8 protein-coding genes, 1 pseudogene and 2 CRISPR repeat arrays are annotated in these 13,802 nt (G+C 26.1%); all 9 genes and pseudogenes read left to right on the forward strand.

Going from position 1 to position 13,802, the window contains the following annotated elements:
* Positions 1 to 76: 76 nt before the first annotated feature.
* Positions 77 to 1,010: a CRISPR direct-repeat array (repeat unit 36 nt; unit sequence GTCTGAAAGATACTCTTCCCTGAAAGGGATAATAAC).
* Positions 1,011 to 1,233: 223 nt separating this feature from the next.
* The gene (locus IGS63_RS09660) at positions 1,234 to 1,581 is read left to right on the forward strand and encodes a double zinc ribbon domain-containing protein (protein WP_190614525.1); all 348 of its coding nucleotides are present in this window, start codon (positions 1,234 to 1,236) and stop codon (positions 1,579 to 1,581) included.
* A 149-nt stretch (positions 1,582 to 1,730) separates the two neighbouring features.
* Positions 1,731 to 2,402 carry a hypothetical protein gene (locus IGS63_RS09665; RefSeq protein ID WP_190614527.1) on the forward strand — a complete coding sequence of 224 codons (672 nt, stop codon included), beginning with the start codon at positions 1,731 to 1,733 and terminating at the stop codon, positions 2,400 to 2,402.
* Entirely contained in the window at positions 2,395 to 3,975 is a 1,581-nt protein-coding gene (locus tag IGS63_RS09670; protein ID WP_190614528.1) for a hypothetical protein, read from the forward strand. The genes IGS63_RS09665 and IGS63_RS09670 overlap by 8 nt, the downstream gene beginning before the upstream one ends.
* Positions 3,976 to 4,401: 426 nt before the next feature.
* Complete coding sequence (locus IGS63_RS09675) at positions 4,402 to 5,316, forward strand: hypothetical protein (RefSeq protein ID WP_190614530.1); 915 nt, start codon at positions 4,402 to 4,404, stop codon at positions 5,314 to 5,316.
* 112 nt (positions 5,317 to 5,428) lie between these two features.
* On the forward strand, positions 5,429 to 5,857 hold the full coding sequence (locus IGS63_RS09680) for a hypothetical protein (RefSeq protein WP_190614531.1): 429 nt from the start codon (positions 5,429 to 5,431) through the stop codon (positions 5,855 to 5,857).
* A 26-nt stretch (positions 5,858 to 5,883) separates the two neighbouring features.
* Complete coding sequence (locus IGS63_RS09685; protein ID WP_190614532.1) at positions 5,884 to 7,050, forward strand: hypothetical protein; 1,167 nt, start codon at positions 5,884 to 5,886, stop codon at positions 7,048 to 7,050.
* 303 nt (positions 7,051 to 7,353) lie between these two features.
* Positions 7,354 to 8,815: direct repeats of the CRISPR family, unit length 36 nt; unit sequence GTCTGAATGCTACTCTTCCCTGAAAGGGATAATAAC.
* Positions 8,816 to 9,010: 195 nt separating this feature from the next.
* Positions 9,011 to 10,798: an AAA family ATPase gene (locus IGS63_RS09690; RefSeq protein WP_232521207.1), complete on the forward strand. Its 1,788-nt coding sequence runs from the start codon at positions 9,011 to 9,013 to the stop codon at positions 10,796 to 10,798.
* Between the two features lie 463 nt (positions 10,799 to 11,261).
* Positions 11,262 to 12,806, forward strand: coding sequence for an IS21 family transposase (istA, locus tag IGS63_RS09695; protein WP_190614534.1), 1,545 nt, complete (start codon positions 11,262 to 11,264; stop codon positions 12,804 to 12,806).
* Positions 12,803 to 13,569: pseudogene (istB, locus tag IGS63_RS09700) on the forward strand (IS21-like element helper ATPase IstB). Before istA ends, istB begins: the two are co-directional and overlap by 4 nt.
* Positions 13,570 to 13,802: the final 233 nt, after the last annotated feature.

Consider the following 13,802-nt stretch of genomic DNA (forward strand, 5'->3'; position numbering starts at 1 on the left):
AAGAAAAATATCACAAAGAGGGTTTGGAAAATACGGTATTGAAAGGTACTAATAAATAGGCATTCAAATGCTAGCAGTCTGAAAGATACTCTTCCCTGAAAGGGATAATAACTTTTCACCTTCATTCATTGCTTCTACTATGACTTCTAAGTCTGAAAGATACTCTTCCCTGAAAGGGATAATAACTTGGATCTCTTCGAGATATATATTACCATGTTTTCACCTGTCTGAAAGATACTCTTCCCTGAAAGGGATAATAACGGGTTCTTTGACATATTAAGAACCCTAATAAGGTCTGAAAGATACTCTTCCCTGAAAGGGATAATAACATCCAACCATTTCTGTCTATTGTTATTTCTTTTTCATCTAGTCTGAAAGATACTCTTCCCTGAAAGGGATAATAACGGGTTCTTTGACATATTAAGAACCCTTACCAATTTTACTGTCTGAAAGATACTCTTCCCTGAAAGGGATAATAACCATTAATGCTATAGCATTTACAAGTAGATCGATTACTCGTCTGAAAGATACTCTTCCCTGAAAGGGATAATAACAAGTTTGGATAGAGCTATTTTTAAAATTTCTTTATCCATTGTCTGAAAGATACTCTTCCCTGAAAGGGATAATAACTGCATCTGCTTCCATTTCTTCTACTACTTCTTTCATTTCATGTCTGAAAGATACTCTTCCCTGAAAGGGATAATAACACTTCATGTTCATCCATAACTTCTGCTATGACTTCTAAATGTCTGAAAGATACTCTTCCCTGAAAGGGATAATAACTTAGTAATAAGTTTGTTGCTATGAAAGTTAGTACTCCAGGTCTGAAAGATACTCTTCCCTGAAAGGGATAATAACGCCATAACGCCAACAACAACTAAACTACCAACAATAACAGGTCTGAAAGATACTCTTCCCTGAAAGGGATAATAACAAAACATTATCAGCTGGTGTTAATGTTCTTACTAATTCTTGTCTGAAAGATACTCTTCCCTGAAAGGGATAAGCATTTTCTTCAACAACTTTATGGAATTTTATTTTTTTATTCTTTTCTTTTTCTTACGATCATTGATCCTTTCAAAATTCTTTTATTCTTCTTTTCTAAATTTATCCTTTAATCTTTTTTATAAAATATTTTTAATATACTAAATAAAAGAAAGATAAATCTTTATTTAGTATATTAATGTCGAATAACAATATGGATAGTACATAAATAAAAAGTGAGGTGAGAAAATGACTTCAGGTTGGAAAAAATGTCCTAATTGTGGGGAAGAAGTACGAGATTATAACAGAAAATGCTTTAATTGTGGATGGATTTTTTATAAAAAAAAATGTCCTAGATGTGGAAAATATATGGATGATAGTACAAAAGAATGTCCTAAATGTGGATGGTATTTTTATTGGAATGAATATATCGGAGAAGATGATGGTTGTTATGAAAATTATGAAGATGATAATGATTACGAAGAAAATTATGAAAATGATTGGGATTTTTTAACTGATTTAGCTAGTGATGTTTCTGGTATAGATTCAGATTACATTGGAAATGCTGGAGACATTCTTGATGATTATGGATATTAATATTCTTTTTATTCTACCTTTCTAAATAAATCTAAACTAATGTCGAATATTAACTTAGGAAACACTAAATTTATACTAATTTATAAAAAAGATAAAAAATAATTTAAAGATATAAAAAAATATCAAAAAAAATAAGGAGGCGATTTTTTATGAGTTTATTTAAAGTTTTAGGAGGTATTGTAATTGGAGCAGGCGCAGTAGCTATAGCACCATTTACTGGTGGCGGTTCTGTTTTAGTAGCAGGAATAACTTTAGCTAAATCACTTGCAGGTGCAGAGGCAGTAGCTGTTGGTGCTGCTGTTATTGGTGCTGCTGGTGCTGTAATTTCTGATATGGACAACGATAATAAAATAAATTCAGCTTATAAGAAAGGCATCGAACAAGGAAAATCAGAAAATCTTAGTGAAATGGAAAATTTAAAAAGCAAACTTAAAAAAGCATCTAAAAGATTTAAAGAATACAAAGAATTTGAAAACTATTTGTTAGCTTGTTATGCAGTAGGAATATCTGTAGCTTGCTGTGATGGGGATTTTTCAGATGCAAAAAAAAATACTTTAGAAGAATTTATACAAGGAGTATCATTTAAAAATTATCCTATAACCTTTGAAAAAACTATTCAAATTTTATATAATAACCCTCCAACTTTTGATGAAGCAATGACATTTGTAAAAAAATCGAATGCAACTGACTTGTGTGTTTTTACAGATATTATTGATATTATTATTGCTTCTGATAATGTTGATAGATATAAAGAAAGAAAATATAGAGAAGACTGGGAAAACTTTATTTCTGCATATATAAGGAGTGATTGTAATGAGTAATCGAACAGATAGATTTTTTAAACGAAAAGAAAAATTACAAAATAAAAAAGAATTATATATCCCTACAGATAGAGAATTAGTTATTCAATTAAAAAATTCTAATGTAGATACTGAAAAAGTAAATAAAATATTTGAAATGCAAAATGAAAAGTTTGATTTTTCCTCTAATGATGAAATGAAAAGTTCTGCTAATGAAATACTTGCAGAAATAAGAGGTAATTTTGATCAAGAAAAATTTGATAATTTAATATTTAGTTTGAAAGAAAAAGTTTTAGATTCAATTATTAAACCATTTGGATTAGAAAAAATATTGTTTGAAGATAAAGATGGTGGAAATATTACAACAGAACACAATTTTAAAAAAGGTATCACTTCTACAGAATTTGATAATAAAAAATATAACGAATGGCAAAAAAACAAAAATAATAAATTTGATAGAAAGCCTTATGAAAAAGATTTTTCAAACAAAAGAAAAGAAATATTTAACTCTGTAAACAAATTAAAAGATGGCTATACTGGAAAAGAAATACCAAAAGATGGAAGAAGTCATTTAGATCATATTACTTCGGCACATGAAATAGAAATAACATCAACTAATAATCTTTATCTTACAAAAGAAAAACGAATTGATATGGCTAATTCAAATAAAAATCTTACAATGACAGATTCTTCTTTAAATCAATCAAAAAATAATCATGATTTAATGGTTTGGTCTACTAAAACGAACTCAAAAAATAATAAAATAACAAATACAGAAAAATATGATTTAGATATAGAATTAGTAAATAAAAATTATAATGAATCAAAAAAACACATTAATAAGACTGTTAGAAATGCAAAAATAAAAAAAAATGGAACTGAATTATTAACAACTGGTGGAAGAGAAGGTATAAAAATGGGACTCCAACAATCATTGGGAATTTTGATCAAAGAATTTACAGAAGCACTTTTTGTTGAAATTAAGGATATTTATAGAAATGGATTAAAAAATGGTAGATTAGATAAAACTTTTTTAGAAGCAATTAAAGATAGATTGCAACGAATTTCTAAAAAAGTATTATCTAAGTGGAAAGATCTTGTTAGTACTTTTAAAGATGGTGTAATTAGTGGATTTTTCTCAAATCTAATTACTTATATAATTAATACATTTTTAAGTACAGGAAAAAGATTTGTTAGGATTATTAGAGAAGGATTTTTTTCATTATTAAAGGCAATAAAAATTTTAATAATGCCACCAAAAGGCTTTACATTTAAACAAGCTGCTCATGAAGCAACAAAATTAATATCAACAGGAGTTATTGTATCAGGAGGAATTTTAATTGAAGAGGGAGTCGAAAAATTTTTACAAACTATTCCTGGTTTAAATATCTTTGCACAAATAATTTCACCTGTTATTATTGGAATTATTACAGGACTTTTATCTGTTTTAACTATTTATTTTCTTGATAAAATTGATCTCTTTAAAGTGAACGAAGAAGCAAAACATGAATTCGTTATGAATAAATTGGAAAAAAGGATTGAAGAAGTTTTAGAGGAATCAGATAATCTTTATAGTGTATTTGAAGTTTCATAATTAACATAGAAGATTTAAAAACTGATCTTTTTATCCGATTTTTAGCATACTTCTAAAATAATAAAAAGACCATGCTGTCAACTAAATATAATAGAGGATACATACGAAATCCACTGGCTAACCGCAGTAGAATAATTTTGTACCAAGTGCAAACTACTAAGAATCAAAATACTCTTGTAAAGTTGGAAAATTTTACATATTTTAATAACCTAAAAAAGTTTTAAATAATGATTTATTAAATAAAAAATTAAGAATGTATAAAGATGATTTCTATATTGAACAGGAGTCATTTTTTAATCTTTATTGAGGTCTAAAATTATTGTAATAAAAGATTTAATCTGCAAAGAACTATTTTTATAAAGTATTTTATTAATAATGTCGAATATTAATTTAGAAACACAAAAATAAAAAATAGGGGGAAAAAGTATGAAAAAATTAGAAAATGTTTTAGAAAGAATAGCTAACTCATTAGAAGAAATTTCTAATTCATTAAAAATTACGAGTAATTACAATACTCAAAATATTATTTTGAAAAAAGAAATAATAAAAAATGAAGAAAATATAATAGAAATACCAAGAAAAAATGAAATAGAAGAATTTTTAAACTCTAAAAATATTCAAATAAAGACTTTAAAACCAGAAAAAAATGAAGAAATATTAGATAACATAGCATATTTTATGGGTGAAAATTTTGAAAGTATAGAACCTATACTTAAATTATTAAAAAGAAATATAAATAGTTCTAATTATATAAATCTTGATATGAAAGATTTTACTCAAAGATCTATATCTGATATAACAAATTTATGTAATAGATTATATGAACTTACCTTTTTAAGTTCTTACATATATAAAAAATCTCCAAAGTATAATCTTACAGCAAAAGTTAATAAGATACCAGAAGCAATAAATTTTTTAAATGGAGAATGGTTTGAACGTTATTTAAAATTAAAAGTTATAAAAAGTTTAGAAATGAACAAACAAAACAAAAAGATAAAATATTCATATATAAAAAATCCACAAATAATATTGCCAAATGGTGATGATTTTGAATTAGATTTAATGTTTAAAATTGATGATGAAATATTTTGGATAGAAGCAAAAACTGGTGAATATCAAAATTCTTTAAAAAAATATTCCAAAATAAAAAAAATGTTAAATTTAAAAAGAAAAAATGTTTTTGTTGTTTTGACAAAAAATTTAGAAGATAGAATGAAAAGTGCTTTAAGCACTATGTTTGATATGAATGTAATAAACATTAAAGAATTTGAAAATAAATTTTTAAATAATGTTCTAAACTTAAATGAACATGTAATAGATGAAAAAATAATAAATATTTAATAAATAAAATAAAGTAAATAGATGAAAAAATATTGGTAATAGGAGTAAGTATAACAAAGAAACCTAATTAGCAAGAACATTTGATAAAAAATAATAAAGGTGGTGATTTTTTATGAATTTTAAAAAAAATAAAAAAACTAACTTACCAACAAAAACATCAAAGAATATATCAGTAGGAATACCATTAAATTTTACACAAGTAATTACAGAAATAATTAATGCTTCATTAGATTATCAAAAAATTAAAGAAGAAGAAAAAACTAAAAGATATATGATTGAAAATCAAACAAAAATAAAAATCGAAGAAATTAGAGCAAAAAGAGATATATTTATGAAGTACATAGAAGAAAATTATAAAGAAAGATATAGAGTTTATGATAAATTTTTTAATATTTTAGAACTCGGTTTAGAAAAAAACAATACACAAGCAATTGAAGCAGCTTTGAATGGAATAATTGCTCAAATAAGAACTAATCCTTTTGAAGGTTTTCATGATTTCAAAAATAAATTGAGTGATGAAAATTATACAGCAGAATTTTAAAAAAATAAAAAAGGAGGGGAATAAATATGCCATTACCTTTTATTTTAGCTGCATTAGGTATAACTGGTTTTAGTGTTGGAGTGGCTAGCTTAGACGAAATGGAGGAAGCAAAAAAAAAAAAAGAACAAGCAAGTAATTCGTATGAAGATAAAAAAAAACATTTTCATAAAGTTGAAAATAAAATAGATAGAAAAGCAAATAGGCTTACAAATTTAAAACGTGGTGTATATAAAAATAGCATATCAAGATTTTTAAGACTATATAGTTATTTTCAAAACATAAATGAAAATAAGCCAAACTTAAATAATAAAATACCAACTTTCAGAGAAATAAACGAACTAGATTATCAAAGAAAAACTTTTATAAATGAAACAGATGCAATAATAAAAGCAATAAATGGAGGAGCATTAGTTAGTTTAGGAACATATGGAATAATGAACATTATGGGAACAGAAACATTAAGCATTTTATCAGGCGCAGCTATTGGAGAATCTATCGCTGGTACAATAGGATCGGTATTGTTAGGAAGTGTTTTACTTGGACCAGCACTTGCAATAGGTGGAATCATTTTGAGTTCAGAATCATCAAAAGCAATGACTGAAGCAATAGAATATGAAAATAACGTTAAAAAAGCAAATGAAAAAATAAATAATTCTATTGAATTTTTGTATGCAATTGGTAGAAGAATAAAAGAATTTAATTATGTAATAAATAAATTAAACGAAAGTTTAATAAAAAGTATGAATGAAGTTGAAAATATCCATCAAAAACTTTCAAATAAATATAAATATAAAAATATACCTATAAGATATAAAGAATATGACTTAACAGAAGTTGAAAAAATAAAAATATATAACATGTTTATAATAGCTAAAGCTTTAAAAGAAGTTTTAGAAACACCTATAATAAATAAATCTGGAAATATAAGTAAAAAATCTAAAAAAGTAGTTTCAAACATGAAATCTGCTTTAAATACTACAATTAATAATTATAAAAGAATTAATAATACTACAATAAAAAAAACTAATAATAATAATAATAATTATAATAAATCATTCGAAAAAAAACCAACAATAGTAAAATCAATGTCAATAAAAGACAAAAATAAAAATAATCTCATTATCAAAAAAAATAACAAGAATACTTTACAAACAAATTCAAATACACACATCATAAGTTATACAAAATTATAAAAAATAATTAATTAAAAATATCTCTTTCGTTGAAAGAGATATTTTTATTAAAAAAACAAAAAAACACTTGCAAAATAAAAATAAATGTGTTATAATAAACATGAATGTAAAGTTTCCGGAACATTGGCAAAAATAAAAAATCGCATAAATAAAGGGTTTGAGCAAAATAGGTTTGGAACTAAGTAATAATAAGCATTACAGACGAAATGGTGGTAGAAAATGAAGATAAGAAAAATATCACAAAGAGGGTTTGGAAAATACGGTATTGAAAGGTACTAATAAATAGGCATTCAAATGCTAGCAGTCTGAATGCTACTCTTCCCTGAAAGGGATAATAACTTTTCTGTTTGAACTAAAATTAAAACCATATTTTTTGTTGTCTGAATGCTACTCTTCCCTGAAAGGGATAATAACTTAGCTAAGCTAAGAACCTTAATTAGCTTAATCAATTCGTCTGAATGCTACTCTTCCCTGAAAGGGATAATAACGTATAATTGGCAACCTCCATGTCATTTACTTTGGGTAGAGTCTGAATGCTACTCTTCCCTGAAAGGGATAATAACTACTTGCCCCTTATCTCATTGTTGTCCAACCATTTCTGTCGTCTGAATGCTACTCTTCCCTGAAAGGGATAATAACACCCTTATTAACTTAGTTACTTCATGTTCATCCATAACTGTCTGAATGCTACTCTTCCCTGAAAGGGATAATAACTACTTGCCCCTTATCTCATTGTTGTCCAACCATTTCTGTCGTCTGAATGCTACTCTTCCCTGAAAGGGATAATAACACCCTTATTAACTTAGTTACTTCATGTTCATCCATAACTGTCTGAATGCTACTCTTCCCTGAAAGGGATAATAACACTATTCTACTCTTTTTTTCTGGAAGAAATATATCTCTATGTCTGAATGCTACTCTTCCCTGAAAGGGATAATAACTAGATATGAAACATTTCTAAGTGATTGAATTTGAATCCTGTCTGAATGCTACTCTTCCCTGAAAGGGATAATAACCTGGGTCAATGAAACTAACTAGACCCAAAAAACTTCCAGATGTCTGAATGCTACTCTTCCCTGAAAGGGATAATAACTTTTTCTTCATCATAATATCTATTAACATATTATAGTCGTCTGAATGCTACTCTTCCCTGAAAGGGATAATAACATCTTCCTCCCAAAATAAATCATAAATTTCTTCTCTAATGTCTGAATGCTACTCTTCCCTGAAAGGGATAATAACTAATTTGAGAACAAGCCTTTCGGGCTTGCTCGAAAATATGTCTGAATGCTACTCTTCCCTGAAAGGGATAATAACTTGCTATCTTAATTTTATTTGTAAGTTCTTCAGATAATTGTCTGAATGCTACTCTTCCCTGAAAGGGATAATAACATAAATAATTAAAATGTATACTTTGTCGAATAGTTCGAAGTCTGAATGCTACTCTTCCCTGAAAGGGATAATAACTGTATACATATCCTTCATTTACTTTAATTACAAACTTTGTCTGAATGCTACTCTTCCCTGAAAGGGATAATAACTTCAAATGTTTCACTGAAATACATATAACCATCAATAGCGTCTGAATGCTACTCTTCCCTGAAAGGGATAATAACTAATTTGAGAACAAGCCTTTCGGGCTTGCTCGAAAATATGTCTGAATGCTACTCTTCCCTGAAAGGGATAATAACACTTACATAAACTTTATTATCTATTATTCTCATACCTTGTCTGAATGCTACTCTTCCCTGAAAGGGATAATAACGTGCCCTTCGACAAGCTCAGGAAACGTTTATTTTTTTTTTAATACTTCTACTTTTCTTACGGTCATTGAGCTTGTCGAAATGTGGTCATTGAGCTTGTCGAAATGTGGTCATTGAACATATCAAAATGACCTTTTTTTTATTTTAAAGAAGATTTGATATAATAACATGTAAGGATATAAAAAGAGGTGATAAAAATGAAAAAAAGGCTTCCAATAGGAAGAAGTGACTTCAAATCTTTAATTGAAGATAATATGTATTTTGTAGATAAAAGCTTGTTAATAAAAGAAGTTATTGAAAGTGGCGATGTTTTATTAATAACAAGGCCAAGAAGGTTTGGGAAAACTCTCAGTCAATCTATGATGAAGTACTTTTTTGATATTACTCAAAATAACGAACACCTCTTTAAAGCTTTAAAAATATATAAAGAAAAGAACATAATAGAAAAACATTTAAATAAACATCCTGTTATATACATCACCTTTAAAGATTTAAAGTCCAACAACTTAAAAAAGATGCATGATTTATTAATTTCTGAACTTTCAACTTTGTATATAGATCATAAGTATGTTTTAGATGTATTAGATGAAGAAGAAAAATCAGTATATAAATCAATAACCTCAAAAAAAGCAAATGATTCTGAATATGAAAATTCTATAAGAAACTTATCAAAGTATATGGAAAGATATTATGGTAAAAAGGTAATAATATTAATAGATGAATACGATACTCCTATTCAACAAGCTTACTTACACGGATACTATGATGAAATAATATCTTTAATTGGTAACTTATTTGGCATGGCATTAAAAGATAACGTATATCTTGAAAAAGCAGTTCTTACTGGTATAACAAGAGTTTCTAAAGAAAGTATCTTTACTGGTGTGAATAACTTAAAGGTTTCTACTGTATTGAATGAACTATTCAATGATAAGTATGGTTTAACTAAAGAAGAAGTAGAAGAAACATTGAAGTATTATGATCTTGAATATGAAGAAAGTGAAGTTATAGATTGGTACAACGGTTATAACTTTGGTGGTGTTGAAATTTACAATCCTTTTTCTATTATAAACTTAGTAGATGAGAAAAAGATAGGACCATATTGGATGAATACGAGTGGGAATTATTTAATAAGAAAGTTAATAAAAGAAGGAACTGTTAATATAAAAGATAGTATAGAAAAACTTTTGAATGGAGAAAAGGTTGAAAGTAAAATAAATGAAACTATGGTTTATGGTGATTTGCACATAAATTCAAATGAATCAATATGGACATTGTTTTTATTTAGCGGTTACTTAAAATGGATTAAAGAAACAAAAGAAGGTTATAGAAGATACACACTTGCTATTCCAAATAAAGAAGTAAGAATGTTTTATGAAGATACAGTGTTATTAATGCTTGAAGAAGAAAATATACAATTAGATAATATACTAATAAACTTAATAAATGGACATATAGAAGAGTTTAAAGAAGACTTTCAAAAACTAACAATGAATACATTGAGTTATTTTGATGTTAGTGGAGAAGAACCAGAAAGGTTTTATCATGGATTAATACTTGGAATGAGCGTTGGATTAAAAGAAAAGTACATAATAAAGAGTAATAGAGAAACATGGCTTGGAAGAGCTGATGTTATATTAATTCCAAAAGATAAAACAGATAAAGGAATAATAATAGAGTTTAAAAAGTTTTATAAAAACGAAAAAACACTATTAAATAGCGCTCAAAATGGATTAAAACAAATAAATGAAAAGAAGTATGAAGAAGAGATAAAAAATTATGGTATAAATGACATAATAAAAGTTTCAATAGCTTTTGACAAAAAAGAGGTTGAAATTGTTAGTAATTTGGATAAAGATACTGAATTAACAGAAATGGAAAAAGTAGCAAAAGGAATGTTAGAAAAAAAGTTAGATATAAATATGATTTCTGAATTAACTGGTATTCCAATAGAAAAATTAAAAAATATGTATAATCATTTATAAAATAAACTTGAAAAAGATAAAGATGCATTTTCAAATGAAAATGCATCTTTTTTATTTATTTATTTGTTTAATGTCGAATAACACTTTGAAAATATAATTTGGAGGTGTATTAAAAATGTTTGAATTTTTTATTGGTATAGCATTAGGAACATTGTTTTCAGAAAATTTAAAAATATTTATAAAAAAAATATCAACTTCTAATGATGAAAAAAGTAATTAATTAAAAAATCTTGAAGGGAGGAGGAAATATGAAAGTATTAAACATTTTGTTTTAATAATATACATAAGTTTATATCCTTTAAATACTACTAAAACATATAAAAATTAAACTAAAATATTTCCAAAAATGCAACAATGTTTAATGTATAATAAAAGTAAGCCAGGAATACAATTGAAAAATGGGCCAGGAAGGAAAAAATATGATAAACTCTTCTCAGAGAACAAGAGAGGAGTTGAAGGAAGGATGATAAGATTGGGCCAAAAAAGAGAAATAATAATATTATATTTTAGAGAAAACAAATCAGAGATAAGCAGAAAAACAGGAATTAACAGAAAAACAGTAAATAAATATATAAATGAATATGAAGATGCATTAAAAGAATTTGAAAAGGTAGAAAGTAAAAAGAGTAAAGAAGAAATAATAGAAATTATAACAGGTAAACCAAAATATAAAGTTTCAAATAGAAAACCCAGAAAAGTCACAGAAGAATTAAGAATTAAAATAGAAGAGTTAGTTAAAGCAAATGAATTAAAAAGGCAAAAAGGGTTGAGAAAACAAACTATGCCAGTTACTCAAATGTATGAAATTATTCGAGATGAAGGGTATGAGATTAGTATAGGAACAATATATAATATTGTAAAGAAATTTAATACAAAAAGAACTAAAGAGGCTTATATAAAACAAAGATATAATCCTGGAGAAATTGTTGAATTCGATTGGGGAGAAGTTAAGTTAGAAATAAATGGAATCAATAAAAAGTTTCAAATGGCAGTATTTACTTTTGCATATAGTAATTATAGATATGCGTTATTGTATGAAAAACAAAATATGGAGAGTTTTATAGATTCACACGTAAGGTTTTTTGAACATATTGGTGGTATTAATAAAACTATTGTATATGACAATATGAAAGTTGCAATAAGAAAATTTGTAGGGCATAACGATAGAGAGTTGACAGATGATTTAACTAAATTATCATTATATTATAAATTCGATATAAGGTTTTGTAATGTGAGAAAACCAAATGAAAAAGGTCATGTAGAAAAGAGTGTCAATGTATTGAAACAAAGAGCATTTTCAATAAAAGATAAATTTAAAAATATAGATGATGCAAATGAATTTTTGAGTTCAAGAGTCAAATATTTAAATGAAAATATGAAAAACACATCAAACATTAGCCCTTTAAAGTTGTTAAAAGAAGAAAAAGAATATTTAATATGCAAACCACCAAAATATGAATATTCAATAATAAAAGAAGTTTATGTAGATAAATATTCAACTATAACTTTAAATAACTGTCATTACTCGGTACCAGTAGAATATACTAATAAATGGTTAAAGGTTAAGTTATATCCAGAAAAGATAATAATATATGATGAAAAACCTATTGCTACTCATAAAAGGTTATATGGTAATAATATGTGGAAAATAGAAATAAATCATTATTTATCATTATTAAAAAGAAAACCTGGTGCATTGCATAGTAGTTTAGCTCTGCATCAGGTCCCACAAAAAATAAAAAAAATCTACAATAACTATTTTACCACAAAACCAAAAGAATTCATAAACTTATTAGAGTATATGTATAAAAATAATTTAAGAATAAATGATATTGAAGAAACAATTGAAAAGTTAGAACGTATAAGTCCAAAAGATATAAGCGCTACAAAAATAAAGATACTCTATGAAAATAAAATTAATAATAATCAAAAAAATAAATATCAAGGAACAATAGAAGAATATTCAAGAAAACAATTGTTGCATTTAAAAGAGCTGATCAAATCATGAAAAATAACAAAAATAAAATATATGAAGAAATAGAGTTTTATTCAAAAGAATTAAAGTTATCAAAATTAAAAATACATTTTAAAGAATATATAAAAGATGCAAATAATACAGAGATAAGTTATGAATCATTTTTGTATGAGATATTAAAAAAAGAATATGAAAGATTATTAGATTCAAGATTAAAAAGCAGGATAAGAACAGCAAATTTCTCACAAAAAAAATATATAGAAGATTTAGAAAAAGAATATTTACCAGAAGATGCAAGAAAAAAATTAAAAGTATTATCTACATTAGAATTTATACAAACAAATCAGAATGTAATATTATCTGGTAATCCTGGAACAGGGAAAACTCATATAGCAATAGGACTTGGTATGAAAGCTTGTATGAAAGGATTTAAAGTATTATTTACAACAATTCCATTATTAATAACTCAATTAAAAGAATCTAGATCAAATAAAACTTTGAGAGCTTTTCAAAGTAAATTTGGAAAATATGACCTTGTAATATGTGATGAATTAGGATACATATCTTTTGACAAAGAAGGTGCTGAATTATTATTTTCTTTATTATCTCTAAGAGCAACAAGAAAATCTACTGTAATAACAACTAATTTATCCTTTGATAGATGGGAAGAAATATTTAATGATCCTGTATTATCTGCAGCTATGATCGATAGATTAACTCATAGAGCTTATATGGCCAATATGAACATAGTTATAGATTAAAAGAAACAGAAGAATTTATAAAATCTTTGGATTGATTGGAGGGATGCTTATAGAAAGATTGGTGAGATTATAATATTAACAAACTCTTAATGTTTCCTGAAACGTGGTTTTATTCAGCGTTTTATTTTTTTGGCCCATTTTTCAATTGTAATTTGGCTTATTCTTCACTTGCAAAATACAGAATGCTACTCTTCCCTGAAAGGGATAATAACATGTATTCGACCCCACTTTTTCTCAAGATAACTTTAAGTCTGAATGCTACTCTTCC

Origin of the sequence: Tepiditoga spiralis (genome assembly GCF_014701195.1) — a bacterium.
Classification (GTDB): domain Bacteria; phylum Thermotogota; class Thermotogae; order Petrotogales; family Petrotogaceae; genus Tepiditoga; species Tepiditoga spiralis.

Excerpts from the sequence above, each read along its gene's own strand:
- IGS63_RS09660 (WP_190614525.1), top strand. The coding sequence starts at position 1,234 with ATGACTTCAGGTTGGAAAAAATGTCCTAATTGTGGGGAAGAAGTACGA.
- IGS63_RS09665 (WP_190614527.1), top strand. The coding sequence starts at position 1,731 with ATGAGTTTATTTAAAGTTTTAGGAGGTATTGTAATTGGAGCAGGCGCA.
- IGS63_RS09670 (WP_190614528.1), top strand. The coding sequence starts at position 2,395 with ATGAGTAATCGAACAGATAGATTTTTTAAACGAAAAGAAAAATTACAA.
- IGS63_RS09675 (WP_190614530.1), top strand. The coding sequence starts at position 4,402 with ATGAAAAAATTAGAAAATGTTTTAGAAAGAATAGCTAACTCATTAGAA.
- IGS63_RS09680 (WP_190614531.1), top strand. The coding sequence starts at position 5,429 with ATGAATTTTAAAAAAAATAAAAAAACTAACTTACCAACAAAAACATCA.
- IGS63_RS09685 (WP_190614532.1), top strand. The coding sequence starts at position 5,884 with ATGCCATTACCTTTTATTTTAGCTGCATTAGGTATAACTGGTTTTAGT.
- IGS63_RS09690 (WP_232521207.1), top strand. The coding sequence starts at position 9,011 with ATGAAAAAAAGGCTTCCAATAGGAAGAAGTGACTTCAAATCTTTAATT.
- istA (WP_190614534.1), top strand. The coding sequence starts at position 11,262 with ATGATAAGATTGGGCCAAAAAAGAGAAATAATAATATTATATTTTAGA.